The sequence below is a fragment of the Herbaspirillum sp. GCM10030257 genome, from assembly GCF_042666555.1.
GTDB lineage: Bacteria > Pseudomonadota > Gammaproteobacteria > Burkholderiales > Burkholderiaceae_D > Noviherbaspirillum.
Genome location: NZ_JBHTDH010000020.1, coordinates 25,406 through 51,496, shown reverse-complemented (window position 1 = coordinate 51,496; position 26,091 = coordinate 25,406). Strand labels below are relative to the sequence as shown.

Sequence of the window (26,091 nt, the reverse complement as noted above, 5' to 3'; positions counted from 1 at the left end):
ACGTGGGATAGCGCTTGCCAGGCGGTGTATTACAGAGCCTTGATGGTACCCTTGGGCAACAGCGTAGCGACGGCTGCCTTCTGGACGATGATTTCAGTACCGTTTGCAACTTCCAGTGTGACGTAAGCGTCAGTGACTTTCGACACCTTGCCCAGCATGCCACCGGCGGTGACGACTTCGTCGCCCTTGGCGAGCGCTTCCATCATAGCCTTCTGTTCCTTCTGACGCTTCATCTGAGGACGAATCATCAGGAAGTACAAAACCACGAACATCAGGATGATGGGCAGGAAGCTCATCAGGCTGCTTTCGGGACCTGCGGCGGCGGTTTGCGCATAGGCGTTGGATATGAACACGTTTTAGCTCCAGATTGTAATGGTGATCAACCCGGCATTTTAGCACCCGATGCGGGGTTTCTTGGTGCTTCTGGAAAAGAGTGAGCGCCCTGGCAAGAGCCGTCAGCCGCCGGCCGGTGCGGATTTTTACAAGAGTTGCTCCACCCAATGTTGAAAGGGAGGCAATGGAAGTCACCAACTCGGTCGCTTGTAGCGGACAGAATGACCGAGTGATGGAATTTTCTCTATGTCCTAGACGCCGCGGGCGCGATCGGCATGAAACTGCACCACGAAGGCCTGGAAGCGGTCGGCATCAATGGCGGCGCGCATTTCACGCATCAGTTGCAGGTAGTAATGCAGGTTGTGAATGGTGTTCAGGCGCGCACCCAGGATCTCGCCCGCGCGATGCAGGTGAAACAGGTAGGCACGGGAAAAATTGCGACAGGCATAACACTCGCAGCTTTCATCTAGCGGTTTTTCATCATCTTTATAGCGGGAATTCTTGATCTTAAGATCGCCAAAACGGGTGAACAGCCAGCCATTGCGCGCATTCCGCGTCGGCATCACGCAGTCGAACATGTCGACGCCGCTGGCCACGCCGGCCACCAGATCTTCCGGCGTACCCACGCCCATCAGGTAATGCGGTTTGTCGGCGGGCAGGCGCGGGCCGATGTGTTCCAGCACGCGCATCATGTCTTCCTTCGGTTCGCCGACGGACAGGCCGCCGATAGCGACGCCTTCAAAACCGATGTCTTCCAGTCCGGCCAGCGACTCATCCCGCAGATGCTCGAACATGCCGCCCTGAACGATACCGAACAGTGCGTTGGGATTCTCGCCCTTGTTGAACTCATCACGCGAGCGCCTGGCCCAGCGCAGCGACATGCGCATCGACTTTGCCGCCTCTTCTTCGGTAGCGGGACGGCCATCGATTTGGTAGGGCGTACATTCGTCGAACTGCATGACGATGTCGGAATTGAGTGTGCGCTGGATCTGCATCGAGATTTCCGGCGACAGGAACAGCTTGTCACCATTGATCGGCGAGGCAAACTTCACGCCCTCTTCGGTGATCTTGCGCATCGCACCCAGCGAAAATACCTGGAACCCGCCAGAGTCGGTCAGGATAGGCTTGGTCCAGCCGATGAAGCGATGCAGGCCATCGAATTTGTTGACCACATCAAGGCCGGGACGCAGCCAGAGATGGAAGGTATTGCCCAGAATGATCTGCGCGTCGATGTCGTGCAGCTCCAGCGGCGACATAGCCTTGACCGAGCCGTAGGTGCCGACCGGCATAAAGATCGGCGTTTCGACCACGCCGTGGTTAAGAGTAAGACGGCCGCGTCGGGCCTTGCCATCGGTCTTGATGAGTTTGAAATTGAGCATGTCAGATTTTTGTCAGTAGCATGGCGTCGCCATAGCTGAAAAAGCGGTAACGCTGGGCGATTGCATGGGCATAGGCGGCACGGATACGCTCGTAGCCGGCAAATGCGGACACCAGCATCAGCAGCGTCGATTTGGGCAGATGGAAATTGGTCACCAGGCGATCGACCGTCTTGAAAGCATAGCCCGGCGTGATGAATAGCGCGGTGTCGGCGCTGCCGGCCTGCAGTTCACCGGACTGCGATGCCGACTCAAGTGCGCGCATGCTGGTGGTGCCGACCGCAACGACATGCCGTCCGGTGGCCTTGGTTGCGCGCACTGCATCGACGGTTTCGGCAGGGATCGTGTACCACTCGCTATGCATCTTGTGCTCGGCCAGGTTTTCGGTGCGCACCGGTTGAAAGGTGCCGGCGCCCACATGCAGCGTCACGAAGGCAAACCGCACGCCCCTGTCACGCAACCTGTCGAGCAAAGCCTGGTCAAAATGCAGCCCCGCTGTCGGCGCCGCCACCGCGCCCGGCTCCTTGGCATAGACAGTCTGGTAACGCTGTTCGTCGAATTCGTCGGCCGCATGCTCGATATACGGCGGCAGCGGCAGACGTCCGTGCGCTTCGATCAGGTCGAACACATCGGATGGAAACGTCAGCGTATAGAATTCGCCGGCGCGTTCGCCGACTGTCACGTCAAAGGCATCGGCAAGGCGAATCCTGCCACCGGCCTGGGGCGACTTGGAAGCACGCACTTGCGCGTGCACGGTACGGTTGTCGAGCACACGCTCGACCAGGACTTCGACCTTCCCGCCGGTCTCCTTGACGCCGAAAAAACGTGCCTTGAGTACACGGGTGTTATTAAAGACCAGCAGGTCGCCCGGCGTGAGCAAGTCGACAATGTCGGCAAAGGCGCGGTCCACGAGCTGGTCGCCATCGACGTGCAGCAGGCGGGACGCGCTGCGTTCCGGCAGCGGCAATTGCGCAATCAGTTCTTGCGGCAGGTCGAAATCGAAATCGGAAAGGGAATACATGCTTCAGGATCGCATAGAAGGTTGCAGCGGTCGGCGTTGCGCGGCAATACTTGTTATTCGTCAGGCAGGACAGGTGTTTGGGCCAGCCGTCCTTAACAAAATTGCCATACAATGGCAGGCGCGCATACCACCGCGCTGAATGCCGAGTTCGCCGAACAAAACCCGCTATTTTACGCCTTACCGCCCGATTCAAGTATGCCCGCTCCGAAGAGCAAGCCCTCCACCACCGCAAAACCCAAAGCCAAAGCTACGCTTGAGAGCAAGCTGGCCAAACTCGGCTTGCGCACCGACATGGATTTGGTGCTGCACCTGCCCCTGCGCTACGAGGATGAAACCAGAATCACACCGATCAGCGAGGCTGGCTTCATGGGTGGCAATTCGGCGCAGGTCGAAGGTGTCGTGACGGAATGCGATATCCAGTACCGGCCACGCCGGCAGCTGGTGGTTACGATCGCCGACGAGACCGGGCCGCTGGTAATGCGCTTCCTGAATTTTTACGGTAGTCAGGTCAAGCAGCTTGCTGCCGGCACGCGGGTGCGGGCGCGCGGCGAAATACGTCATGGTTTCTTCGGCGCGGAAATGGTCCATCCGACTTACAAGGTCGTGGAAGAAGGCGCCCCGCTGCCGAACGCCCTGACACCCGTCTATCCCGCCGGCGAAGGGCTGTCACAGGCTTATCTGCGCAAGGCGATTGCCAATGCGCTCAGCCGCGTCGACTGGCGCGACACGCTGTCGCCGGACTTGCTGGCCTCCCTGAAGCTGCAAGCGTTCGAGCCCTCGGTCAAGCTGTTGCACAATCCGCCGCCCGATGTCGACGAACATGCCTTGCTGGAGCGTTCGCATCCGGCATGGATCCGCATGAAGTTCGATGAACTGCTGGCACAACAGCTTTCGCTCAAGCGGGCGCAGGAAGCACGCCGCGCCAAGGGCGCATCCGCCCTGCCGGTAATCGGCGAATTGTCGAATGCCTTTCTGAATACCCTGCCCTTTGCGCTGACCAGTGCGCAGCAACGCGTGCTGGAGGAAATCCGCAGCGACCTGCGCGAATCGTTTCCGATGCAGCGTTTGTTGCAGGGGGATGTCGGCAGCGGCAAAACCGTTGTTGCCGCGCTGGCCGCTGCGCAGGCGATCGACAGCGGCTACCAGGCGGCGCTCATGGCGCCGACCGAGATTCTCGCCGAACAGCATTTCCGCAAGATCGCGATGTGGATGGAACCGCTCGGCGTAAAGGTGGCATGGCTGACCGGCAGCCTGAAAAAGAAAGAGAAGGAGGCGTCGCAGGCGCTGATTGAATCCGGCGAAGCCCATCTCGTGATCGGTACCCATGCGCTCATCCAGGAAGGCGTGGAATTTGCAAAACTGGGACTCGTGATCGTTGACGAGCAGCATCGCTTCGGCGTCGGCCAGCGTCTCGCCTTGCGCAACAAGGGCCTTGATGAGGGCTTTGATGCAGGTGCGTCGCAGACCGTACCGCACCAGCTGATGATGTCGGCGACCCCGATCCCGCGAACCCTGGCCATGACTTACTATGCCGACCTGGAAGTGTCGGTCATCGACGAGTTGCCGCCGGGCCGCACGCCCATCGTCACCCGCATCATCGACCAGAACCGCCGCGATGAAGTGATCGAACGCGTGCATGCGGCGGCGCTCGAGGGACGACAGGTGTACTGGGTCTGTCCCCTGATCGAGGAGTCCGAGGCGCTACAGCTGCAGACCGCCACCGATACCCATGCAACGCTGTCGGCCGCACTGCCCGACTTGCGGGTCGGCCTGGTGCATGGCCGGATGAAACCCGCCGAGAAACAGCTGGTGATGGACGCCTTCACGCGGGCTGAAGTCCATGTGCTGGTTGCCACCACGGTGATCGAAGTCGGCGTCGATGTGCCGAATGCGTCACTGATGGTCATCGAGCATGCCGAGCGTTTCGGCTTGTCGCAATTACACCAGCTGCGTGGCCGCGTCGGTCGCGGATCGGCCGCGAGTATCTGCCTGCTGCTTTACCAGAGCCCGTTGGGACAGGTTGCCAAGCAGCGCCTGATGACCATGCGGGAAACCACGGATGGTTTTGAAATCGCACGGCGCGACCTCGAGATTCGCGGTCCGGGTGAGTTCCTGGGTGCCCGGCAATCGGGACAGGCGATGCTGCGCTTTGCCGACCTGGAAACGGATCAGTGGCTGGTCGAGAAGGCACGCAATCTTGCTCAGTCCTTGCTGCAACACGATCCGGCCACAGTAGAAGCACATCTGGCACGCTGGCTGGGTGGGCGCGAAGAGTTTCTTAAAGTCTGATGCCATCCTTGCCATACCCGTTTTCACTTCATCGGTGAACGCGTCACAAGATTTCCTGTCGCAGCTGTCCGATTAGCCGGGTGCTTGCGCGCCGGGGAGCGCGGATCAGTAACATTACCTGCTAGCCAACAAGCCGGATATATATCAGCGAAGACCTGCAATTTTCCGCACTCTCTTTATACTGTTCCTATCGCGATTTAATTCTCGATTGATTTCCATACAAGAACGCCATTACGGCCTTGTCATAAAGAGCAGAGAACATGACGCTTACCGAACTGAAATATATTGTCGCCGTTGCCCGCGAAAAGCATTTCGGCCATGCCGCGGAAGCGTGTTTCGTCGCGCAACCCACACTTTCGGTGGCGATCAAGAAACTGGAAGACGAACTTGGCGTGACCATCTTCGAACGCGGCGGGTCCGAAATTTCCGTCACACCGCTCGGCGCACAGATCGTCGCGCAAGCTGAACGCGTACTTGAGCAAACCGCAGCGATCAAGGAAATCGCCAAACAGAACAAGGATCCGCTGGCGGGCCCGCTCCGGCTCGGCGTGATCTATACCGTCGCTCCCTATCTTCTGCCACCGCTGGTCAAGACCATGATCGAGACCGTGCCGCAGATGCCGCTGGTGTTACAGGAAAATTTCACCGCACGGTTGATTGAACTGTTACGCCAGGGCGAGCTGGACGCCGCCATCATGGCCTTGCCCTTTGCCGATCAAGGTCTGATGGTACAACCCTTGTATGACGAACCTTTCGTCGTCGCGCTTCCCAAGCATCATCCCTGGGCGCAACGCAATGCGATCGAGGCGGAAGAGCTGAAAACCGAAACCATGCTGTTGCTCGGCAACGGTCATTGCTTCCGTGACCAGGTGCTGGAAGTTTGTCCGGAGATGGCGCGCTTCTCGACCAGCAGCGACGGCATTGCCCGAACCTTCGAGGGTTCTTCGCTGGAAACGATACGCCACATGGTGGCTTCCGGCATTGGCATTACGGTATTGCCAAAAGCGTCGGTACCGGATATGCAGTCGAAGGACGGCATGTTGCGCTATATCCCCTTCAAGGAGCCGGGCCCTTCACGCCGGGTGGTGATTGCCTGGCGCAAGAGCTTTACACGGCAACGCGCGATCGAAGCGGTACGCCAAGCGGTGTTGGCCTGTGAACTGCACGGCGTGACCATGCTGACGGAAGCGGAAACCGCTGAAGCCTAAGGCTATAAAGGCAGGCACGGCCATCACATGGCCATGCCTTTTGACTAATCGTCGATGCGCCGTGTCGTCTGCGCATCGAACCAGTGCACTGCGCTGGCATCGAAACCGGCATTCACCCGCTGGCCCGCCTCGACCTGGATGCCGGCAGGCGCACGAATGACCAGCGACTGGCCACCGGCAATTGCATGCACCAGCACATCCGCACCCAGCGCTTCCACCATCTCCACCTGCATCGTGATACCCGGCTTGCCGAGAATCAGATGTTCCGGTCGCACGCCAAGTATGCATTCGCGCCCGGATAAACCGGTACGCGCTGACGGCAAGGTGACCTGCGTGCCGTCTCCTAGCGCAAAGCTTGTTCCGCCAGACTCAAGTTGGCCGCGCAACAGGTTCATAGGGGGCGAACCGATAAAGCTGGCGACAAAGGTAGTCGCCGGCCTGCCATACACTTCCGCCGGCGTACCAATCTGCTCCGCGCGACCGGCGTTCATCACGATCATGCGCTGGCCCAGCGTCATCGCCTCTACCTGATCGTGGGTCACATACAGACTCGTAGTGCCCAGTGCCCGATGCATCTTCTGGATCTCGAGTCGCATTTGCACACGTAATTTTGCGTCGAGATTGGACAAGGGCTCATCGAATAAAAATACCGCAGGCTCACGCACGATCGCCCTGCCCATTGCAACGCGCTGGCGCTGTCCGCCTGAAAGCTGGCGCGGCGTGCGCTCGAGCAGCGCACCAAGTTCCAGTATCTTCGCCGCCTTCTGCACGCGGGTATCGATATCCGCCTTGGAGAACTTGCGAATCTTCAATCCGTACGCCATGTTTTCATACACACTCATGTGCGGATACAAGGCGTAGTTCTGGAACACCATCGCGATATCGCGATCCTTCGGTTCAAGCTGATTGACAACGCGGTCGCCGATCACGATATCGCCGCCGGTAATCTCTTCGAGGCCGGCAACCATGCGCAGCAAGGTGGATTTGCCGCAACCGGAGGGGCCCACCATGACAATGAATTCACCGTCATCAATGTCGATCGAAATACCGTGGATGACGTCAACGCTTTTGGCGCCCTTGCCGTAGGTCTTGGTAATATTTTTTAAGTGAACTTGTGCCATGCGGTCCCTGATGCCTCTGTTCTGTATTCTGTGTTCTATATTCTGTGTTTCAGCTCTGTATTCCCGTGTACCGGCCGACCGCTTTATTTGAAGCGGTGTGCGGCAGCATCGTGATCCTATTTTTCCGAATCGACCAGGCCCTTCACGAACCATTTCTGCATCACCACGACGACAAGTCCGGGCGGCAGCATCGCGAGAATAAGGGTCGCCATCACCATGTTCCATTCGATCGCTGCATCACCACCGGCGATCATGGTCTTGATACCGATACCAATCGGGTACATGCTCTGCTCGGTCGACACCAGCAGCGGCCACAGGTACTGATTCCAGCCGTAGATAAACATGATGACGAACAGCGCAATCACATTGGTACGCGACAGCGGCCACAGGACATCCTTGAAGAAGCGCATTGGTCCGGCACCATCGATACGCGCCGCCTCGGCCAGTTCATCCGGCACAGTCAGGAAGAATTGCCGGAACAGGAAAGTCGCCGTCGCCGACGCGATCAGCGGTATTGTCAGCCCGGCATAACTGTTGAGCATGCCGAAATCCGAGATTACCTGATAGGTCGGTGTGATCCGCACTTCGACCGGCAGCATCAAGGTGACGAAGATCATCCAGAAGAACAGCGAGCGCCCTGGAAAGCGGAAGTAGACAATCGCAAACGCCGACAGCATGGATATCGCAATCTTGCCGATGGCGATGATCAGCGCGGACACCAGGCTGACCCACATCATTCGTGCGACGGGCGGCACCGATACGTTACCGGATGCACCGCTGACAATGACTGCCGCATAGTTTTGAAAGAACTGGTCGCCAGGGACCAGTGAGATCGGCGCCATGGCGGCCTGCTCGGGAGTCTGGGTGCTGGCGACGAAGGCGACATACACCGGAAAGGCAACGATGGCGACACCGATGATCAGCACCAGGTGACTGATCAGGTCGAGTATAGGGCGGCGTTCAATCATGATTGGCTACCACGTTTGTGCGCACGGCTTCCGGCCGGAGAACCATGCATGTCGATGTAATGGATGAAACGATGATCATGAATACTGCACCTTGCGTTCGACATACTTGAATTGCACCACGGTGAGCGTGATGACGATAAACATCAGGATCACGGACTGAGCGGCCGAACTACCCAGGTCGCCGCCCTTGAAGCCGTCCTGGAAGACCTTGTAGACCAGGATTTCCGTTTCCTTGCCCGGACCGCCGTGGGTGGTCGCCTCGATGATCGCAAAGGTGTCAAAGAACGAATAGACGATGTTGATGACGAGCAGGAAGAAAGTGGTCGGCGACAACAGTGGAAAGACAATGGTGAAGAAACGCCTCACCGGCCCGGCGCCGTCGATCGCCGCGGCTTCGATCAGCGACTTGGGGATCGCTTGCAGGCCGGCAAGGAAGAACAGAAAGTTATAGCTGATCTGCTTCCAGATCGCAGCCAGTACGATCAGGATCATCGCATGGGTGCCATTGAGCAGGTTGTCCCATTCGATGCCGATATCGCGCAGCGCATGCGCCACCACACCCAGTGTCGGGTTGAGCAAAAACAGCCATAGCACGCCAACCACGACCGGCGATACCGCATAGGGCCAGATCAGGAACGTCTTGTAGACCGACGCGCCCTTCACAATGCGATCCGCGAATACGGCGAGGATCAGAGCAAGCGACAAGCCGAACACAGCCACCATGATGGAGAACATCGCGGTGGTCTTGAAGGATTCGAGATAGTTTGCGTCATTGAACAGGTCGCGGAAGTTGTCGAACCAGACGAACTGCGACGAGGTGCCGAAAGAATCCTGGATCAGCACGGACTGATAGAGCGCCTGCGCGGCCGGCCAGAAAAAGAACAGCAGCGTGACGAGAATTTGCGGTGTTACGAGCGCATACGGCACCCATGCCGATTTGAAGCGAGCGCGTTTTTCCATGTTGGTTTTTTCTATACAAGGCAAGGTTCCCTCCCCTTTGCAGGGGGAGGGTTTGGGCGGGCTGCGCAGATGTGCGAAGCTTGAGCACGCATCTGCATCATTATCCCATCCCGACCTTCCCTCTAAAAGGGGGAAGGAGCTACGCAGCAGGCAGGATGAAAGCCAGTTAGTACTACTTGACTTTACTTATTTGCCCTCTCGAACCGTACCAGCAACTCATCACCGCGACGCACCGCCGTATCCAGCGCTTCCTTCGCTGTCTTCTTGCCGTTCCAGACGGTTTCGAGTTCTTCGTCGATGATCGTGCGGATCTGCGTGAAGCTGCCGAGGCGGATACCACGCGATTTGGCGGTGGTCTTGACAATCATCTGCTGGACCGCAACTTGCGGATCAGGGTTCTTCTGATAGAAACCGGAAGATTTGGTCAGTTCGTAAGCCGCATTGGTGATCGGCAGGTAGCCGGTCTCCTGGTGCCATTTCGCCTGGATTTCCGGTTGCGACAGGAACTTGAAGAACTTGGCAACCGCCTTGTATTCATCGGTCTTCTTGCCACTCATGACCCACAGCGATGCGCCGCCGATAATGGTGTTCTGTGGTGCGCCCTGCACGTCGTTGTAGTAAGGCAGCGTCGATGCCGCAAACTTGAACTTTGCATTCTTGCTGATGTTGGCGTAAGCCGAGCTGGAGGAACTCAGCATCGCGCATTCGCCCGAGTAGAACTTGGCTTCCGGCTCGTTCTTGCGGCCGGCATACGTAAAGTAGCCCTGCTTCGCCCAGTTGGCGAGGTTTTCGATGTGCTTGACGTGCAACGGACTGTTGAACTTCAGGCGCGCATCAAGGCCGCCAAAACCGTTGTTCTTGGAAGCGAACTCGACGTTGTGCCAAGCCGAGAAACTCTCAAGGTGCACCCAGGACTGCCAGCCTGTGGTGTACGCGCATCTCTCGCCGCTGGCTTTCAGCTTGGCGGCTGCCGACACCACTTCCTGCCAGGTCACCGGCGGCTTGTTGGGATCGAGGCCCGCCTTTGCAAAGGCATCCTTGTTGTAATAGAAGACTGTGGTCGAACTGTTGAACGGGAAGGACACCATGTCGCCTTTGGGCGAGGTGTAATAACCGGCAACCGCGGGCACGTAGACGGATGGGTCGAACTTTTCGCCGGCGGTCTTCATTACTTCCGTGACCGGCACAATCGCGCCCTTCGAATACATCATGGTGGCGGTGCCGACCTCGAAGACTTGCAGGATATGCGGCGCATTACCGGCACGGAAGGCGGCGATTGCCGCAGCCATGGCTTCGTCATAGCTGCCCTTGAAAATAGGCGTCACCTTGTATTCGGTCTGACTCTTGTTGAACTGGTCGGCCAGGCCGGCGACGCGGTCGCCCAGCGCACCGGTCATCGAGTGCCACCAGGTGATTTCGGTTGCGGCGTGCGCCGAAGCGGCCATCATGGCCAACAAGCTGGCCGCAGCCAGTGGTTTCCATTTCAATTGCATGGTGTCGTCTCCAAAATGTTCTATTTTATGTATGCAGTGTGACAGTTACATTACGATAACTGAAACGGTGCAGGTGCCGCTTATAATTCGATTTTGCAGCGCAATAATGCCGCCAGGAGTAAGTGTAGCCTTCCTGCGCAATTCGTGTCATTGCGACATCAATGTTTTGCTACGTTACCTGCCATGAATCGCCTTACCCTCTACGCCCGCCTGGTCCGCCTCGACAAACCGATCGGTATTCTCCTGCTGCTATGGCCGACGCTGATTGCCTTGTGGCTTGCAGCCGATGGCAGACCGGACTGGCGGCTGGTCGTGATCTTCACCCTCGGCACCGGGCTGATGCGTTCGGCAGGTTGCGCGATCAATGACTATGCGGACCGCGATTTCGACAAGCATGTCAAACGCACCGCCGAACGCCCGCTGACCAGTGGCAAAATCGCTTCCTGGGAAGCAGTGGCGGTCGCCGCCGCGTTGGCCCTGGTGTCGTTTGCGCTCATCCTTCCGCTCAACACCTTGACCAAGCAATTATCGGTGGCCGCTGTCGTGATTGCGGCCAGCTATCCCTACTTCAAGCGATTCTTCGCGATTCCCCAGGCCTATCTGGGCATCGCCTTCGGCTTCGGCATCCCGATGGCCTTCGCCGCCGTCCAGGACCATGTACCGCCGGCTGCATGGCTGCTGCTGCTGGCCAATATTTTCTGGGCTGTGGCCTACGATACGGAATATGCGATGGTGGACCGCGACGATGACCTGAAGATAGGGATCAAGACATCGGCGATCACCTTCGGCCGTTTTGACGTGGCTGCGGTAATGCTGTGTTATGCAGTCAGCTGCACCATCGTACTTGTCGTCGGCTGGCAATACGGACTGCGCTTCTGGTTCCTCGCCGGCATGCTCGTTGCCGCTGGCTGCGCGGTCTATCACTACAGGCTGATCCGTGATCGCGACCGCATGGGTTGCTTTGCCGCCTTCCGGCACAACAACTGGCTGGGCGCAGCAGTGTTTGCGGGCGTGGCACTGGACTACGCGTTCAAATAATCGTCCCGGCACTGACATTAACGACGGGACATAGTTTGACCTCGCGCAAAATGCGCACCTTTACAGTCCCTATACACTCCAACCAAGACATTTCAACATGACATGGAGGCGAATATGGAATCGAATGGTCAGTATGGATCGACCAGGGATCGACTGCTGGATGACCTCAAGCTGATTTTGCGTGATGCGGAAGACCTGCTGCGCAGCACCAGCCAGCAAGCAGGCGAAGGCTATCAGGTCGCACGTGCGAAGTTCGAGTCCACCCTGGGAATGGCCAAGGACAACCTGTCCGATGTTGAGCAGATAGTGGCTGAAAACGCCCGTGTCGCCATGGATACCACCGACCGCTATGTAAAGGAAAACCCATGGCAGGCTGTCGGCGTCGGCGCACTGGCCGGACTGGTCGTGGGCCTGATCGTCGGCCGTCGCTAAGCCGCCTGCAACGACTACGAACAAGATGATCGCGGAATCGGCGGCCAGGCTGGCCGCCTCTCTCCTGACAATACTCCAGACCAGGGTGGAACTGGCAGCCGCCGAAGTCGAAGAAGAATCGCTTCGCTACTTTTCTTATCTCATGCTGTCGCTGGCGGCCCTGTTCTGCCTTGGCATTACCGTCGTGCTCGCCGTCATACTGACCGTTGTACTGTTCTGGGATTCCCATCGGATCGGCGTACTGCTTGCGCTGATTGTCGTGTTCGGCGTGGCAGCAGCAATGATGGGTTTGCGCCTGCACCGCCACTACCGGCTCAAACCGCCGCTGCTCGGACACACACTGCATGAACTGGCGCGAGACAGTGACCTGCTGCAACCGCGCGCATGAACCCGTATGAATTGACATCCCGACAGGGCTCAACATCAACCAACATGAATAGCCGGCTGGAACAGGCGGCCCGGCGTCGCCGTCAACTCATTACGCAATGCCATCTGCAGCGCATGCAGCTCGCTGCCGAACTTGGCAGCCTTCGGCCTACCCTGCATTCTCTGCAGTCGGGCTGGCGTATCGTCAACCGGGTACGGCGCCACCCCGGATGGATTGCAGTGGCCGGATTGGGCCTGGCACTTGTGACGCCACGCCGGATTGCGTCGTGGATGCGCATCGGGTCGACTGGACTGCGTACCTGGCGCTCGCTTGCGCCGCGCATTCAGCAGTTGTTGTCGGCCTACCGCTGATTGCCGGAGATCATCAGAGTGACTGGCTGCTGGCAGCCAGGGATGCCATGACCATCAATCCTTGCCAAATTCTTCGCCCAGTTCCTTGCCGCGTGCAGCGGCTGCTTTCAGCGCCTTGCCGATTGCATCCTTGACACCGCTGGCTTCCATGCTGGTGAGCGCCGCGTAAGTCGTGCCGCCTTTCGAAGTGACACGCTCGCGCAACACCGATACCGGGTCCTGCGACTGTGCGGCCAGTTGTGACGCACCAACAAACGTCGCAATCGCCAGTTCATTCCCCTGCTCCGCGCTCAGGCCCATTTCCTGCGCTGCCTGCTGCATCGCTTCGATGAAATAAAACACGTAAGCCGGACCGCTGCCCGACACCGCGGTCACCGGGTCGATCAGCGCTTCATCGCTCAGCCAGACGGTAGCGCCGACCGCTCGCATGATGGCATCGGCGGCATCACGCTGCTCCAGCGAGACACCCGTCATCGCTACCATTCCGGTGATGCCTTTGCCGATCAGCGCGGGCGTGTTTGGCATGGTACGCACGATCGCTGTATGGCCATTCATCCAGCGCGACAAGTCGACGGCGCGGATGCCGGCGGCGATCGAAAGGATCAGCTGTGAAGTGACATGTGGCTGCAAAGCGGCAACGACTTCTTTCATTTGCTGTGGTTTCACCGACAGCACGATCACATCGGCGTCCGCCAGCGCCGCATCAATCTGTTGCGCCGTGGTGACACCAAACTGTTGCTGAAGGCGCGCAAGCGCTTCACCGTTCGGGTCGACCACATGGATGTTGGCGCCTGCGGTCAGCTTGCCAGCCAGTCCGCCGATCAGGGCGGTCGCCATGTTGCCGCCACCGATAAAGGCGATTTTCAAATTATTTTTCATAGTGTCGTTGTCCAAAGATTGCTGTTCCGATTCTGACGATGGTGGCGCCTTCGGCTATCGCCGCGTCAAGATCCGCCGACATACCCATCGACAGGGTGTCCAGTTGCAGGCCCTGCGCGCGCATTTCTTCAAGCAGCTGACGCAATTTGCGGTGCGGCGCACGCTGTGCTGCGAATTCGGTTTCCGGCTCGGGGATCGCCATCAGGCCCCGCAGGCGCAATCGTGGAAGATCGGCAATGCGGCGGGCGATGTCGAGTGCCTCCCCGGGCATCACGCCACTCTTGCTGGCTTCTCCGCTGATGTTGACTTGCAAACAGATGTTGAGCGGCGGCCTATCCGGTGGACGCTGGTCCGACAGGCGCTCGGCGATTTTTTCGCGATCGACCGAATGGACCCAGTCGAAGTGTTCGGCGATGGGGCGGGTCTTGTTGCTCTGGATCGGCCCGATGAAATGCCATTCGAGCAAGAGATCGGGACATTGCGCCTTGACCGCCATGATCTTGTCCAGCGATTCCTGCAGGTAGTTTTCGCCGAAAAGCCGCTGCCCGGCGTCGGCTGCCGCGATGACGGCATCCGGTCCGAAGGTCTTGGAAACGGCCAGCAAGCTTACTTCGTCCGCACGGCGCGACACTGCTTGTGCCGCGGCCGCGATGCGTTCGTTGACGGCTTGCAAGTTCCGGGATATTGGGGACATAATCAGTTTGCCTCCGGCAACACCTTCACGGCGTTGCGTAACATTCATGGCTTTTCGCCAACCCCGGGATTATAAATGGACATTTCCGAACTTCTCGCCTTTGCTGTCAAGAATAATGCGTCAGACTTGCACCTTTCCGCTGGCTTGCCGCCGATGATTCGCGTGCATGGCGACGTGCGCCGTATCAATCTGCCGCCGCTGGAGCACCGCGATGTGCACGGCATGATCTATGACATCATGAACGACGGCCAGCGCAAGGCCTATGAGGAAGTCCTGGAGTGCGATTTTTCGTTCGCGATTCCCGGCCTTGCCCGCTTCCGTGTCAACGCCTTCAACCAGGACCGGGGTGCCGCGGCCGTTCTGCGGACGATTCCCTCCAAGGTCCTGACGCTGGAACAACTGCATGCCCCCAAGATCTTTGCCGACCTCGCGCTGAAGCCACGTGGCCTGGTGCTGGTGACCGGCCCGACCGGCTCCGGCAAATCGACGACGCTGGCGGCAATGGTCAATCATCTGAACGAAACCGAATACGCACACATCCTGACTGTCGAAGACCCGATCGAATTCGTGCACGAGTCGAAAAAATGCCTGATCAACCAGCGCGAAGTCGGCCCGCACACGATGTCCTTCAACAATGCGCTGCGCTCGGCACTGCGTGAAGACCCAGACGCGATCCTGGTTGGCGAATTGCGCGACCTTGAAACCATTCGTCTCGCACTGACCGCCGCCGAAACCGGCCACTTGGTCTTCGGCACCCTGCATACCTCGTCGGCAGCCAAGACCATCGACCGTATCGTCGATGTCTTTCCCGCCGAAGAAAAGGAAATGGTCCGGGCGATGTTGTCCGAATCGCTGCAGGCGGTGATTTCGCAGACGCTCCTGAAAACCAAGGATGGCAGCGGCCGCGTCGCCGCGCATGAAATCATGCTCGGCACCCCCGCGATCCGTAACCTGATTCGGGAAGCAAAGATTGCACAGATGTATTCCGCCATCCAGACCGGCAGCAATATCGGCATGCAGACGCTGGACCAGAACCTGACCGACCTCGTGCGCCGCAATGTGATTTCGTCGGCAGCGGCACGCGCAGCAGCCAAGATTCCGGACAACTTCCCCGGCTAACGGGCAACAAGCCATAACAAGCGACAACAAGCATAAAGAACAGGAAGCAACATGGAACGCGATCAGGCCACCAAATTCATGCACGACCTGCTGCGGCTGATGCTCAGCAAAAACGGCTCCGACTTATTCATCACTGCCGAATTTCCGCCGGCGTTCAAGATCGACGGCAAGATGACGCCGGTCTCGAACCAGCCGCTGACCCCGACGCACACCGTCGAACTGGCGCGCGCGATCATGAACGACAAGCAAGCGGCGGAATTCGAAGCGACCAAGGAATGCAACTTCGCGATCAGCCCCGGCGGCCTCGGGCGTTTCCGCGTATCCGCCTTCGTGCAGCAAGGCAGGGTCGGCATGGTGTTGCGTACCATCACGACCACAATTCCAAAGCTCGAAGACCTCGGTGTGCCCGAAGTACTGAAAGAAGTCGCAATGACCAAGCGCGGCCTGGTGATCATGGTTGGCGCAACCGGATCGGGTAAGTCGACCACTCTGGCCGGCATGGTCGGCTACCGGAATGAAAACAGCTACGGCCATATCATCACGATCGAGGATCCGGTCGAGTACGTGCATCCGCACAAGAATTGCATCATCACGCAACGTGAAGTCGGCGTCGATACGGCCGACTGGTTTGCCGCACTGAAAAACACGCTGCGCCAGGCACCGGACGTGATCCTGATCGGTGAGATCCGTGATCGTGAAACCATGGATTATGCCGTCGCATTTGCGGAAACGGGCCACCTTTGCCTGGCCACCATGCACGCCAACAGCGCCAACCAGGCGCTGGATCGCATCATCAACTTTTTCCCCGAAGAGCGGCGCGCGCAACTTTTGATGGATTTGTCACTCAACCTCAAGGCGATGATCTCGCAACGCCTGGTGCCGCTGAAAGACACCAAGGGGCGTTGTGCCGCGGTCGAGGTGATGCTGAACTCGCCGTTGATTTCGGACCTGATCTTCAAGGGCGAAGTCCATGAGATCAAGGAGATCATGAAGAAGTCGCGCGAACTGGGCATGCAAACCTTTGACCAGGCCCTGTTCGACCTGTATGAGAACGGCAAGATATCGTATGAAGATGCCTTGCGTAACGCCGACTCGGTCAATGACCTGCGTCTGTCGATCAAGCTGCAGAGCAAGGATGCAAAGGGCCGTGACTTGAGCAAGGGTACCGAACACCTGGGGATCGTTTAAATGCCGACCGTCCATGACTTTACCGCCGAGAGCCTCGGTGGCGCCTCCGTCAAGCTTGCGGATTACCGCGGCAAGGTACTGCTGATCGTCAACACGGCCAGCAAATGCGGCTTTACACCGCAATACAAGGGGCTGGAAGCGGTGTACCAGCAGTTTCGTGACAAGGGTGTGGAAGTGCTGGGCTTTCCCTGCAACCAGTTCGGCTCGCAGGAGCCGGGTACCGAGGAAGAGATCGGCGCATTTTGCGAAAAGAATTTCGGTGTGACATTTCCGCTGTTCGCGAAAATCGATGTCAACGGCAGCAATGCGCATCCGCTGTACAAGCACCTGAAAAACGAAGCGCCCGGATTGATGGGCACCGAAGCAATCAAATGGAATTTCACCAAGTTTCTGGTGAAGAAGGATGGCACGGTGTACAAGCGCTATGCACCGCAGACCGATCCGAAAGACTTGACGGAAGATATAGAAAAACTGCTGGCGCAGTAGTTCATCATTGGTAGCGGTGGGTGGTGACAGGTTGTAGTTAACCTAGCCTGTGAACGGCCAAGTGGTTCTGCTCATACCGCACCGAGCAGCTTCAGCACGAGAGGCAGCAGCAAGGCAGTCAGCACGCCGGACAAGCCCATCGCGAGACCTGAAAACGCCCCCATCTCTTCGCTGACCTGAAACGCGCGTGCAGTCCCGATACCATGCGAAGTAACGCCGAGCGCAAAACCGCGCACGCCATGGTCATCGATCTTCATCAGGTTGAAAATCCAGCGCGCTGTCGACGCACCCAGTATGCCGGTCAGCATGACCAGCACCGCGGTCAGCGAAGGCAAGCCACCAATCTTTTCAGACACACCCATCGCGATCGGCATCGTCACCGCCTTGGGCGCCAGCGACAGGATGGTGGCGGGTGAAGCACCAAGCGCCCACGCCACACCCATCGCGGTTGCGATGGCGGCAGCTCCGCCCACCAAGGCACTGGTGATCAGTGCGAACCAGTTGCGCCTGAGTTTTTCCAGTTGCAGAAACAGTGGGATTGCCAGCGCGACAGTGGCGGGGCCCAGCAGGAAATGCACGAACTGGGCGCCTTCAAAATACGTGGGGTACTCGGTATGCGTGCCAACCAATACCGCTACCAGCAGCGCCACGGCGATGGCAACGGGATTGACCAGCGGATTGAATTTCGAGCGCGCATACATTGCATACGCGAATTGATAGGCCAGTAGCGTGGCAGTCAGCCACAGCAGGGGCGAGGCCGACAGGTAGACCCAAACCTTGGTCAGTCCCGGCGTCATTTCTGCAGCCCTCGCAACACCAATGCGGTCACTACCAGCGACACGGTGGCACTGATGACAAGTGCCGCAAGGATTGGCAGCCACTCGGTCGCCACGCGCTGTGCATGCACCATGATGCCCACGCCGGCCGGAATGAATAACAAGGAAAGATGCTTGAGGAATTCCAGTGTAGTGGGTGCGAGTCGCTGCGCCAGCGACGGACGCGCAACCAGGAAGCAGAACAGCAGCAGCATCCCGATGACAGGACCCGGTACAGGCAGGGAAAGACCATAGGCAATTGTTTCGCCTACGGTTTGGAATAGCAGAAGGATGGCAAAGGTATGGATCACGATGGCGTTGTCGGATTGAAAAACGCCTTTAGTGTATCGCTACTGCCCTGCTCGCGTTACGCTTACTGCCACGCCATGTTATGCCGCGCTGTGCGTAAATAGCACGGCGCGATGCTTAGCCGCTGCGGAAGCAATCGCGGCCCGCGTCCTTGGCTTGGTAAAGCGCACCATCAGCTCTCAGGCACACTGCACTGGCATGCTCGCTACCTGTCGACACCGCGATACCGATGCTGACCGATACACGCAGGGCCTGGCCTTGGGCGCTGACCGGTTCCCTGACGGCAACGATCAGCTTGTCGGCGATCGCCTGCGCCTCGGCTTGTGCCGCACCGCTCAGCCCTTCGAGAATAATGACGAATTCATCCCCACCCAGGCGTGCCACCGTATCTGTGCCTCGAATACTGTGCTTCAGGCGGCTGGCAATTTCGATCAGCACATCGTCACCGCCTGCATGCCCATATCCGTCATTGATGTTCTTAAAGAAATCGACGTCCACATACATCAGAGACAGCACCTGGCCCGTGCGTGCATTGCGTGCAAGCGCCTCTTCGAGTTTCTCTTCAAAATGCCGGCGATTCGGCAAGCCTGTCAGGGCGTCATAACGCGCAAGCTGGTTAAGTTGCTGTTCAACCGCCTTGCGTGACGAGATGTCGATCGTCAATGCGTACACGCCTTCAACCCTGCCATCCTTGATATGCGGAATGTAGGACGTTTCCAGATAGCGCCTGACATCCAACGCTTCTGACGTCATCTCGAACTGTACCGGCTTACCGGCCAGCGCCTTCCTGAAATGCGTCTCCGTCGCTTCAACCATGTGGGTTGGAAGCGCTTCGCTGGCTGTCATGCCGATCAGCGCCTGAGGATTGATACCCAGCCATGAGCGGTACGTTTCATTGGTAAAACGAAAACGACTATCCTTGTCGATATACGAAATCAACACCGGCAAGCTGTCAGCGATGGTGCGCAGCCTGTCGGTGCTTTCACGCAACTGCTCGGTGGTACGTTTCAGTTCGGTGATATCCTGGACCGCAGCCACCGCGCCGTTGACTTGTCCGCTGTTGTCACGCAAGGTCCTGGCGTTCACGATGACATGGCGCCGTCTATCCTCGCGTTCGATGGTCAGCTCAAGGTTCTGCACTGACTCCCCCTTCAACGCAAGGGCAAGTGCAGGTTCCTGCAGCTTACTGGCATGCGTTCCATACAAGCCTGAAGTGACAGCCCATTCCTCCAGTGACAAACCACGCGCATCGTCGATCGAAATCAGCTCCCTCAGCGCGCGGTTCGCCAGCATGATGGTGCCTGTCGCATCGCACACCTTGACCCCGACATCGATTGTTTCGAGGATGGCGTTCAGGAGTTGCCGCTCTTGCTCCAGCTTGCGCTCGAGTTGCTTGCGGTCAGATATGTCATGCAAGAAGGCGTGGAAGTGATAGCGGTCGCCCTGCTTGTTGGCGCCGATGGTCATTTCAACCGTCAGGATGGTGCCGTCACGGCGCAGCGCCGGCAGCTCGGTGCGATTGCTGGCGCCCGATAAGCTACCTTGGCGCACGAACTGCGCCATGCGCTCGTGATGCTCGGCGCGTGCATGGCCTGCCACAATCAGGTCTACCGCGTTCAACCCGAGTGCTTCACGCTCGGTCCAGCCAAAGGTTTTTTCTGCTTGCCTGTTCCATTCGGTGATACGCCCGTCCTGGTCCATTCCGACGAAGGCTTCATTGGCATTGTCGATGAACTGGCGGATACGCTCCTCATTGGCATGCCTGTGCTCCTGCGCCTCATGTTCTTCAGTTACATCGAGCACGATGCCGGTAAAGGCAATTTCCTTATTGGAGATCTGTGTCGGCGACGATGTGCACTTGATCCAGCGCACCGAGCCGTCGGGACGCAGCAAGCGTCCTTCAAAAGACCATTCGGCATGATTGGCCACCGCGTCCCGAACGCTGTTGGCGAAGATTGCCATGTCGTCAGGATGCACCGGGGTGCGCGTCCAGTCAGCCATCAATGCCGCCGCAGGAACCCCGAACATTTCATCGCAACGGCTGCTGATGTAGTTGTAGCCCTGGGCACCATTACTCCGCGAATACCACTGGAAAATCAAGGCCGGTATGCGTGACGTGATCTGTCGCAGATGCACTTCCCGATTGCGCAACTCTTCCTGCGCGCGGACCCGCTCGGTGATGTCCTCGATAATGCCGACGTAGTTCAGCAATCGCCCGTCCTTGTCGCGCACCGGCGCCATCAGCAATTCGTTGTAGAACAGCTGGCCATTCTTGCGGTAATTGCGCAGGACCACCTGGGATTCCTTGCCTGCGGCCATTGCCTCATTTAATACCTTGAGCGCGCCCTGCTCACGGTCGCTGCCATGCAGGAATTGACAATTGCGGCCCAGGACTTCGATTTGCGCATATCCGGTGATGCGTTCGAAGGCAGGATTGCAGTAGACAATCGGACTATCCGGCAGGTTAGGATCAGTGATCAGGATTCCGTTGCTGGCGGCACGCAAGGCATCACCCTGCACCCGTAATCGTTCCTGAATATCCTGTTGCCGCGTCACGTCGCGGACGACACAATACAGGTCGCCATTGCCGGCGACACGCGTATTCCATTCGAGCCAGCGGTAGTCGCCCGATTTGTGACGGTAGCGATTCCGGAATCCCTTGAGCGGCCGACCCTGATACACGGCATGGGTTTCAGCGGAGGTACGTGAACGATCTTCAGGATGAACAAACTCGAGGAACGGTCGCGACACCAGCTCATGACCGGACCATCCCAGAGTTTGAGTCCATGCGTCGTTGACTTTTTCGAGATAACCCATGCGGCCGGTAATGGCCAGCATATCGGGAGCAAGGTCGAAGAAAGCCTCGCGATCGGCCTCGGCACGCTTGCGGACGGAGATATCCTGAATCTGCGCGATGAACAGCTCGGGTTGGCCGCTTTCATGGCGCACCAGCGAGCAGGTCAGCATGGCCCAGACCGAGTGTCCGTTGCGATGGATATAACGTTTTTCGAGGTTGTAAAAAGGGATTTCCCCCTTTACCAGTTCATCGGCCAGATGAAGATCGATGTCGAGGTCATCCGGATGCGTGATGTCCTGGAAAGACATCGCTTCGAGTTCCGCCTTTGTATAACCGACAATGCGCGCCAGCGCTTCATTGGCATCGATAAAGCGACCGTCGAGGCTGGTCAGCGCCATCCCGATCGCGGAATGCTCGAATGCATGTTGAAATAAATCCTGTCGTTCAGTGCTCACGCAACGCTCTCCGCAATGAGGGCGCGCCATGTGGTCATGCAGCGCCCGCCTTGTGTTGTTCGACCGCTATCAAGTGCTTGTACTCACAGGTGCATGCTGCGAAGTGCAGATGCCGCTATAACAAGAGGTCAAGCGTTCAACTCGCTCCGGTCGTTTTGGGAACAGGGAGAAGTAGCGGTCAGGACCATTGACCAGCGGCAGCCGGAATGGTTCTCAATGGAAATGTTAACTGCGGGATGCGGCAGGACGATGAAGGCATAGGGACGACTGTTTGCAAGGATTGGGGCAAACAGTGTCCACGAATATTCTTGAGTGCAACAATATTGTATCAGCGTGCCGATGTTAAGGCGGTATCAATCAGTTCAATCCAATGACTGACTTGCATGTCAGTTCCCGACTGCAGATGCGTCTGGCAGCCGATGTTCGCCGACACGATCATGTCCGGCTTGGTAGCCTGCAGGTTGGCCAGTTTATTGTCACGCAACTGATACGCCATCTCCGGCTGCAATACCGAATAGGTACCCGCCGAGCCGCAGCACAGATGGCTGTCCGCGCATAGCTGCACGTCGACGCCCGCCATGCGCAGCAATTGCTCGACCTTGCCGCGAATCTGCTGACCATGCTGCAAGGTGCAGGGCGGATGGAAGGCAACGCGCTTGCTGATTTTGCCTTTCAGCTTTTGCTGCAGTTCCGTTTCGAATGCCGGCAGGATTTCGCTGATGTCGCGCGTCAGTTCGGAAATGCGTTTGGCCTTGGCAGCATAATCATCGTCATGCGCCAGCAGATGGCCGTATTCCTTGACCGTGGCGCCGCAGCCGGAAGCATTCATCACGATCGCTTCGACGCCGGCTTCCACATGGGGCCACCAGGCGTCGATGTTGTTGCGCATGTCATTCAAGCCGCCATCGTGGTCGTTCAGGTGGTAACGGATCGCGCCGCAGCAGCCCGCCTTGGGCGCGACGATCAGTTGCACGCCAAGCGCGTCGAGCACGCGGGCAGTTGACGTATTGATATTCGGTGCCATCGACGGCTGCACGCAACCGTCCAGCAACAGCATCTTGCGCGCATGCTGGTTGGTCGGCCACGCGCCGGCATTCTGCTTTGCCGGTACCTTGTTCTGCAAAACCTTGGGCAGCAGCGGGCGCACCATCTGGCCGACCTTCATCGCCGGCGAGAACAGCCACTTGCGTGGCAGCGCTTCTTTTAAAGCATTGCGTACCAGGCGTTGCGACAAGGGACGCGGCACCTGATCTTCGACGATCTTGCGGCCGATGTCGACCAGGCGTCCGTATTGCACGCCCGATGGACAGGTGGATTCGCAATTGCGGCAAGTCAGGCAGCGATCGAGGTGGGTCTGGGTCTTTTGCGTCGCCGGCTTGCCTTCAAGCACCTGCTTCATCAGGTAGATGCGGCCACGGGGACCGTCCAGCTCATCGCCCAGCAATTGATAAGTAGGACAAGTCGCGGTGCAAAAACCGCAATGCACGCACTTGCGCAGGATGGCGTCGGCTTCTTCGCCTTCGCGCGTGTTCTTGATGAAATCAGCGAGGTTGGTTTGCATGCTTAGAACTCGGTGTACATCCGTCCGGGATTAAAAATCCCGGATGGATCAAAGGCATTCTTGAGGTGGCGGTGGATCTTGCCGACCGCAGGCGCGAGCGGATGAAACACACCGAGCGACTTGTCGCCGCCACGGAACAGGGTGGCGTGTCCACCAACCTGTTCGGCAGCGGAGCGGATGGCATCGGCAGGCAGTTCGGTACGCAGCCAGCGTTGCGCGCCGCCCCACTCGACCAGATGTTCTCCCTCCAGCGCCAGCGGTGGCGTGACCGACGGCACGGACAGCCGCCACAGCGCGTTGGGGCCGGTCGTCGCGCCGAAAAATTCGTTGTTGTGGTTGCGCAGCGCTTCCCAGAAGCCGGCAGCCTGGCTTTCTTCTTCGCCACCCATCTTTTGTTTCGCGGAGCTGACCGCCGCTTCCGCACCCGACAGGCGCACGATCAATACGCCGCCATGCCAGGCGCTTGCCGATATTGGCAGCGGCAGGCCGCCCCATTTGTTGAGTTGTTCGATGGCTTCGGCCTTGCCCATCTCATAGCGCAATGTCGTTTCTGCAAACGGCTTCGGCAGCACCTTCAGCGACACTTCGAGGATCAGCCCGAGCGTGCCGAGCGAGCCGCAGAGCAAGCGTGACACATCGTAGCCGGCGACGTTCTTCATCACTTGTCCACCAAAATGCAGCACGTCTCCCTTGGCATCCATCAGCACGGCGCCGAGCACGAAGTCGCGCACCGCACCGACAGCCTGCCGGCGCGGTCCGGACAAGCCTGCCGCGACCACGCCGCCTATGGTGGATGCTGCGCCGAAGCGTGGCGGCTCGAACGCCAGCATCTGATTATTTTTGTCCAGCACCGCCTCCATGTCGGATAGCAATGTGCCGGCGCGCGCGGTGATCACCAGTTCTGTCGGGTCGTAGGCAATGATGCCGGCGTACTCCCGGGTATCGAGGATTGCGCCGCTCAGCGCCTGGCCGTACCAGTCCTTGGTGCCGCCACCACGGAGTCGCAGCGGCGTCTTGTTCGCCGTTGCCGAGGTGATCGTGTCTCGATAAAGTTGCAGAGCCTGTTCCATGAAATGTCCTAAAAGCGCGGCAGGTCGGCAAACTTCAGTTGCCCGCGTTTGACGTGCATCTTGCCGTATTCGGCGCAGCGGTGAAGGGAAGGAATCGCCTTGTCCGGATTGAGGAGGAAAGCGGTATCGAACGCCCGTTTCACCGCGAAGAAGGCTTCTCGCTCGGCCGGAGAATACTGGACGCACATCGAGTTGATCTTTTCGATGCCGACCCCGTGTTCGCCGGTGATGGTGCCGCCGACCTCGACGCACAATTCGAGGATGTCGGCACCGAACGCTTCGGCGCGTTCGAATTCACCCGGTGTATTGGCATCGAACAGGATCAGCGGATGCAGGTTGCCGTCGCCGGCATGAAAGACGTTGGCGCAGCGCAGTCCGTACTTGCTTTCCATTTCGGTAATACGCAACAGCACTTCCGCCAGGTTCTTGCGCGGGATGGTGCCGTCCATGCAGTAATAGTCGGGCGAAATACGGCCCGCGGCCGGAAACGCGTTCTTGCGGCCCGACCAGAACTTGAGGCGCTCGGCTTCGTTTTGCGACACGGCAATGGCGGTCGCGCCGGAGGCTTTGAGCACTTCCGTCATGCGTGCGATTTCTTCCTCTACCTCTTCCGGGATGCCGTCGGACTCGCACAGCAGGATGGCTTCGGCATCGGTATCGTAGCCAGCCTTGACGAAAGGCTCCACCATACGCGACGAGGTCTTGTCCATCATTTCCAGGCCGGCCGGGATGATGCCGGCGGCGATCACGTTTGCCACAGCGTCGCCGCCTTTGACCACATCATCGAACGAGGCCATGATCACGCGCGCCAGCTGCGGCTTCGGCACCAGTTTGACGGTGACTTCGGTGACCACGCCCAGCATGCCCTCAGAACCGATGAAGACTGCCAGCAGGTCGAGCCCGGGCGCATCCAGCGCGCCGCCGCCAAGTTCTACGATCTCGCCATCGATGGTGATCATGCGCACACGCAGCACGTTGTGGACCGTCAGGCCGTACTTCAGGCAATGCACGCCGCCGGAGTTTTCAGCCACATTGCCGCCGATGGTGCAGGCAATCTGTGACGAGGGATCGGGCGCATAGTACAAGCCGTGCGGCGCGGCGGCTTCCGAGATGGCGAGGTTGCGCACACCGGGCTGCACGACCGCAGTACGCGAAGTGGAGTCGAGCTGCAGAATCTTGTTGAGCTTGGCGGTCGAGACGACGACACCGTCGGCGATCGGCATCGCGCCGCCCGACAGGCCGGTGCCTGCTCCACGCGGGACGATGGGCACCTTCAGGTCGCGGCAAGTCTTGAGCACATCGATTATCTGTGCCTCGTTTTGCGGCAGCACCACAACCATCGGCAGCTGGCGATACGCCGACAAGCCATCGCATTCGTAGGGACGGGTATCTTCTTCGTTGAACAATACGCAACCCGCAGGCAGCAGCTTGTCCAGTGCGGCAACGACTTCACGCTGGCGTTCAAGGGTAAATCGGGGATGTGCAGGTGCGGGGGCGTTCATGACCGGCTCCAGAGGGTGATCCGAAAGTGTAGCGAAATACGGCTTGGCTGAGTGGCAATTACGAACAGTGACCGCTGAAAAGCTTTATGGGGAAGCCTGAATAATTTTCACCGAAGGCCACGACGGGCCATTGGATGCAGGCAAGGATTATCGCAATAACCGTTGCACACTGCAGACGATGAAGCTGCTAAAGGCGATGTGGTAGCGCTGCCTTGCCCGATTTAGCAACGATTAAAAGT

Annotated in this window: 24 protein-coding genes; 9 read left to right on the top strand and 15 right to left on the bottom strand. The window is 58.5% G+C overall.

Features of this window, described 5'->3' with window-relative positions; translation table 11 throughout:
• Positions 1-29: 29 nt before the first annotated feature.
• The 3 genes from yajC to queA all read right to left on the bottom strand — a co-directional run bounded on the left by yajC (position 30) and on the right by queA (position 2,730).
• Entirely contained in the window at positions 30-296 is a 267-nt protein-coding gene (yajC, locus tag ACFQUU_RS22490; RefSeq protein ID WP_057290786.1) for a preprotein translocase subunit YajC, read from the bottom strand.
• A 288-nt stretch (positions 297-584) separates the two neighbouring features.
• Positions 585-1,712, bottom strand: coding sequence for a tRNA guanosine(34) transglycosylase Tgt (gene tgt / locus ACFQUU_RS22485; protein WP_382250352.1), 1,128 nt, complete (start codon positions 1,710-1,712; stop codon positions 585-587).
• Between the two features lies 1 nt (position 1,713).
• Positions 1,714-2,730, bottom strand: a complete 1,017-nt coding sequence (gene queA / locus ACFQUU_RS22480; protein WP_382250351.1) for a tRNA preQ1(34) S-adenosylmethionine ribosyltransferase-isomerase QueA — start codon at positions 2,728-2,730, stop codon at positions 1,714-1,716.
• Positions 2,731-2,925: 195 nt separating this feature from the next.
• Here queA and recG point away from each other — a divergent pair, with 195 nt between their 5' ends.
• The gene (gene recG, locus ACFQUU_RS22475) at positions 2,926-5,019 is read left to right on the top strand and encodes an ATP-dependent DNA helicase RecG (RefSeq protein ID WP_382250379.1); all 2,094 of its coding nucleotides are present in this window, start codon (positions 2,926-2,928) and stop codon (positions 5,017-5,019) included.
• A 260-nt stretch (positions 5,020-5,279) separates the two neighbouring features.
• Positions 5,280-6,227, top strand: coding sequence for a hydrogen peroxide-inducible genes activator (locus ACFQUU_RS22470; protein WP_382250350.1), 948 nt, complete (start codon positions 5,280-5,282; stop codon positions 6,225-6,227).
• A gap of 44 nt (positions 6,228-6,271) precedes the next feature.
• On the opposite strand, the gene ACFQUU_RS22465 is transcribed toward ACFQUU_RS22470, so the two are convergent.
• The 4 genes from ACFQUU_RS22465 to ugpB form a co-directional block, all read right to left on the bottom strand.
• A complete protein-coding gene (locus tag ACFQUU_RS22465) occupies positions 6,272-7,348 on the bottom strand; it encodes a sn-glycerol-3-phosphate import ATP-binding protein UgpC (RefSeq protein ID WP_382250349.1) in 1,077 nt (358 codons plus the stop codon).
• A gap of 116 nt (positions 7,349-7,464) precedes the next feature.
• A complete protein-coding gene (ugpE, locus tag ACFQUU_RS22460; protein ID WP_382250348.1) occupies positions 7,465-8,316 on the bottom strand; it encodes a sn-glycerol-3-phosphate ABC transporter permease UgpE in 852 nt (283 codons plus the stop codon).
• A gap of 75 nt (positions 8,317-8,391) precedes the next feature.
• The gene (gene ugpA, locus ACFQUU_RS22455; protein WP_382250347.1) at positions 8,392-9,276 is read right to left on the bottom strand and encodes a sn-glycerol-3-phosphate ABC transporter permease UgpA; all 885 of its coding nucleotides are present in this window, start codon (positions 9,274-9,276) and stop codon (positions 8,392-8,394) included.
• Positions 9,277-9,458: 182 nt separating this feature from the next.
• Positions 9,459-10,769, bottom strand: coding sequence for a sn-glycerol-3-phosphate ABC transporter substrate-binding protein UgpB (ugpB, locus tag ACFQUU_RS22450; protein WP_382250346.1), 1,311 nt, complete (start codon positions 10,767-10,769; stop codon positions 9,459-9,461).
• Between the two features lie 183 nt (positions 10,770-10,952).
• Here ugpB and ubiA point away from each other — a divergent pair, with 183 nt between their 5' ends.
• The 4 genes from ubiA to ACFQUU_RS22430 all read left to right on the top strand — a co-directional run bounded on the left by ubiA (position 10,953) and on the right by ACFQUU_RS22430 (position 12,977).
• A complete protein-coding gene (ubiA, locus tag ACFQUU_RS22445) occupies positions 10,953-11,807 on the top strand; it encodes a 4-hydroxybenzoate octaprenyltransferase (protein ID WP_382250345.1) in 855 nt (284 codons plus the stop codon).
• A gap of 114 nt (positions 11,808-11,921) precedes the next feature.
• The gene (locus ACFQUU_RS22440; RefSeq protein ID WP_057290697.1) at positions 11,922-12,239 is read left to right on the top strand and encodes a YqjD family protein; all 318 of its coding nucleotides are present in this window, start codon (positions 11,922-11,924) and stop codon (positions 12,237-12,239) included.
• A 25-nt stretch (positions 12,240-12,264) separates the two neighbouring features.
• Complete coding sequence (locus tag ACFQUU_RS22435; RefSeq protein ID WP_382250344.1) at positions 12,265-12,627, top strand: phage holin family protein; 363 nt, start codon at positions 12,265-12,267, stop codon at positions 12,625-12,627.
• 44 nt (positions 12,628-12,671) lie between these two features.
• Positions 12,672-12,977, top strand: a complete 306-nt coding sequence (locus tag ACFQUU_RS22430) for a YqjK family protein (protein ID WP_382250343.1) — start codon at positions 12,672-12,674, stop codon at positions 12,975-12,977.
• 54 nt (positions 12,978-13,031) lie between these two features.
• Here the strand turns inward: ACFQUU_RS22430 and proC are convergent, their stop codons facing one another.
• Together proC and ACFQUU_RS22420 are read right to left on the bottom strand one after the other, a co-directional pair.
• Entirely contained in the window at positions 13,032-13,856 is an 825-nt protein-coding gene (gene proC / locus ACFQUU_RS22425; protein ID WP_382250342.1) for a pyrroline-5-carboxylate reductase, read from the bottom strand.
• Positions 13,846-14,550: a YggS family pyridoxal phosphate-dependent enzyme gene (locus ACFQUU_RS22420; protein WP_382250378.1), complete on the bottom strand. Its 705-nt coding sequence runs from the start codon at positions 14,548-14,550 to the stop codon at positions 13,846-13,848. Before ACFQUU_RS22420 ends, proC begins: the two co-directional genes overlap by 11 nt.
• Before the next feature lie 75 nt (positions 14,551-14,625).
• On the opposite strand from ACFQUU_RS22420, the gene ACFQUU_RS22415 reads away from it, so the two are divergent.
• From ACFQUU_RS22415 to ACFQUU_RS22405, 3 genes are read left to right on the top strand one after another with little or no spacing between them, the layout of a single operon-like run.
• Positions 14,626-15,669, top strand: a complete 1,044-nt coding sequence (locus ACFQUU_RS22415; RefSeq protein ID WP_057290699.1) for a type IV pilus twitching motility protein PilT — start codon at positions 14,626-14,628, stop codon at positions 15,667-15,669.
• Between the two features lie 51 nt (positions 15,670-15,720).
• A complete protein-coding gene (locus tag ACFQUU_RS22410) occupies positions 15,721-16,857 on the top strand; it encodes a PilT/PilU family type 4a pilus ATPase (RefSeq protein ID WP_382250341.1) in 1,137 nt (378 codons plus the stop codon).
• Positions 16,858-17,343 (top strand): glutathione peroxidase, encoded by a 486-nt coding sequence (locus tag ACFQUU_RS22405; RefSeq protein WP_382250340.1) that lies wholly within the window; start codon positions 16,858-16,860, stop codon positions 17,341-17,343. It begins immediately after the preceding gene.
• Between the two features lie 71 nt (positions 17,344-17,414).
• On the opposite strand, the gene ACFQUU_RS22400 is transcribed toward ACFQUU_RS22405, so the two are convergent.
• From ACFQUU_RS22400 to ACFQUU_RS22375, 6 genes are all read right to left on the bottom strand, one after another.
• Positions 17,415-18,140, bottom strand: coding sequence for an LrgB family protein (locus tag ACFQUU_RS22400; protein WP_382250339.1), 726 nt, complete (start codon positions 18,138-18,140; stop codon positions 17,415-17,417).
• The gene (locus tag ACFQUU_RS22395) at positions 18,137-18,469 is read right to left on the bottom strand and encodes a CidA/LrgA family protein (RefSeq protein WP_057290703.1); all 333 of its coding nucleotides are present in this window, start codon (positions 18,467-18,469) and stop codon (positions 18,137-18,139) included. The genes ACFQUU_RS22400 and ACFQUU_RS22395 overlap by 4 nt, the downstream gene beginning before the upstream one ends.
• Before the next feature lie 115 nt (positions 18,470-18,584).
• Positions 18,585-21,719: a PAS domain S-box protein gene (locus ACFQUU_RS22390; RefSeq protein ID WP_382250338.1), complete on the bottom strand. Its 3,135-nt coding sequence runs from the start codon at positions 21,717-21,719 to the stop codon at positions 18,585-18,587.
• Positions 21,720-22,047: 328 nt separating this feature from the next.
• Positions 22,048-23,280, bottom strand: coding sequence for a glycolate oxidase subunit GlcF (gene glcF / locus ACFQUU_RS22385; protein WP_382250337.1), 1,233 nt, complete (start codon positions 23,278-23,280; stop codon positions 22,048-22,050).
• A 2-nt stretch (positions 23,281-23,282) separates the two neighbouring features.
• Positions 23,283-24,350, bottom strand: a complete 1,068-nt coding sequence (glcE, locus tag ACFQUU_RS22380; RefSeq protein WP_382250336.1) for a glycolate oxidase subunit GlcE — start codon at positions 24,348-24,350, stop codon at positions 23,283-23,285.
• A gap of 8 nt (positions 24,351-24,358) precedes the next feature.
• Positions 24,359-25,852: an FAD-linked oxidase C-terminal domain-containing protein gene (locus ACFQUU_RS22375; RefSeq protein ID WP_382250335.1), complete on the bottom strand. Its 1,494-nt coding sequence runs from the start codon at positions 25,850-25,852 to the stop codon at positions 24,359-24,361.
• Between the last annotated feature and the right edge of the window lie 239 nt (positions 25,853-26,091).

What these genes read in the sequence shown, in the direction of transcription:
- ACFQUU_RS22420 (WP_382250378.1), bottom strand. Translation starts at nt 14,550, where the DNA reads ATGTCCCCAATATCCCGGAACTTGCAAGCCGTCAACGAACGCATCGCG.
- ACFQUU_RS22430 (WP_382250343.1), top strand. Translation starts at nt 12,672, where the DNA reads ATGAATAGCCGGCTGGAACAGGCGGCCCGGCGTCGCCGTCAACTCATT.
- ubiA (WP_382250345.1), top strand. Translation starts at nt 10,953, where the DNA reads ATGAATCGCCTTACCCTCTACGCCCGCCTGGTCCGCCTCGACAAACCG.
- ugpB (WP_382250346.1), bottom strand. Translation starts at nt 10,769, where the DNA reads ATGCAATTGAAATGGAAACCACTGGCTGCGGCCAGCTTGTTGGCCATG.
- ACFQUU_RS22410 (WP_382250341.1), top strand. Translation starts at nt 15,721, where the DNA reads ATGGAACGCGATCAGGCCACCAAATTCATGCACGACCTGCTGCGGCTG.
- recG (WP_382250379.1), top strand. Translation starts at nt 2,926, where the DNA reads ATGCCCGCTCCGAAGAGCAAGCCCTCCACCACCGCAAAACCCAAAGCC.
- ACFQUU_RS22415 (WP_057290699.1), top strand. Translation starts at nt 14,626, where the DNA reads ATGGACATTTCCGAACTTCTCGCCTTTGCTGTCAAGAATAATGCGTCA.
- ACFQUU_RS22440 (WP_057290697.1), top strand. Translation starts at nt 11,922, where the DNA reads ATGGAATCGAATGGTCAGTATGGATCGACCAGGGATCGACTGCTGGAT.
- tgt (WP_382250352.1), bottom strand. Translation starts at nt 1,712, where the DNA reads ATGCTCAATTTCAAACTCATCAAGACCGATGGCAAGGCCCGACGCGGC.
- ACFQUU_RS22375 (WP_382250335.1), bottom strand. Translation starts at nt 25,852, where the DNA reads ATGAACGCCCCCGCACCTGCACATCCCCGATTTACCCTTGAACGCCAG.
- proC (WP_382250342.1), bottom strand. Translation starts at nt 13,856, where the DNA reads ATGAAAAATAATTTGAAAATCGCCTTTATCGGTGGCGGCAACATGGCG.
- queA (WP_382250351.1), bottom strand. Translation starts at nt 2,730, where the DNA reads ATGTATTCCCTTTCCGATTTCGATTTCGACCTGCCGCAAGAACTGATT.
- ACFQUU_RS22465 (WP_382250349.1), bottom strand. Translation starts at nt 7,348, where the DNA reads ATGGCACAAGTTCACTTAAAAAATATTACCAAGACCTACGGCAAGGGC.
- ACFQUU_RS22470 (WP_382250350.1), top strand. Translation starts at nt 5,280, where the DNA reads ATGACGCTTACCGAACTGAAATATATTGTCGCCGTTGCCCGCGAAAAG.
- ACFQUU_RS22400 (WP_382250339.1), bottom strand. Translation starts at nt 18,140, where the DNA reads ATGACGCCGGGACTGACCAAGGTTTGGGTCTACCTGTCGGCCTCGCCC.
- glcF (WP_382250337.1), bottom strand. Translation starts at nt 23,280, where the DNA reads ATGCAAACCAACCTCGCTGATTTCATCAAGAACACGCGCGAAGGCGAA.
- ugpE (WP_382250348.1), bottom strand. Translation starts at nt 8,316, where the DNA reads ATGATTGAACGCCGCCCTATACTCGACCTGATCAGTCACCTGGTGCTG.
- glcE (WP_382250336.1), bottom strand. Translation starts at nt 24,350, where the DNA reads ATGGAACAGGCTCTGCAACTTTATCGAGACACGATCACCTCGGCAACG.
- ACFQUU_RS22435 (WP_382250344.1), top strand. Translation starts at nt 12,265, where the DNA reads ATGATCGCGGAATCGGCGGCCAGGCTGGCCGCCTCTCTCCTGACAATA.
- ugpA (WP_382250347.1), bottom strand. Translation starts at nt 9,276, where the DNA reads ATGGAAAAACGCGCTCGCTTCAAATCGGCATGGGTGCCGTATGCGCTC.
- ACFQUU_RS22405 (WP_382250340.1), top strand. Translation starts at nt 16,858, where the DNA reads ATGCCGACCGTCCATGACTTTACCGCCGAGAGCCTCGGTGGCGCCTCC.
- yajC (WP_057290786.1), bottom strand. Translation starts at nt 296, where the DNA reads ATGAGCTTCCTGCCCATCATCCTGATGTTCGTGGTTTTGTACTTCCTG.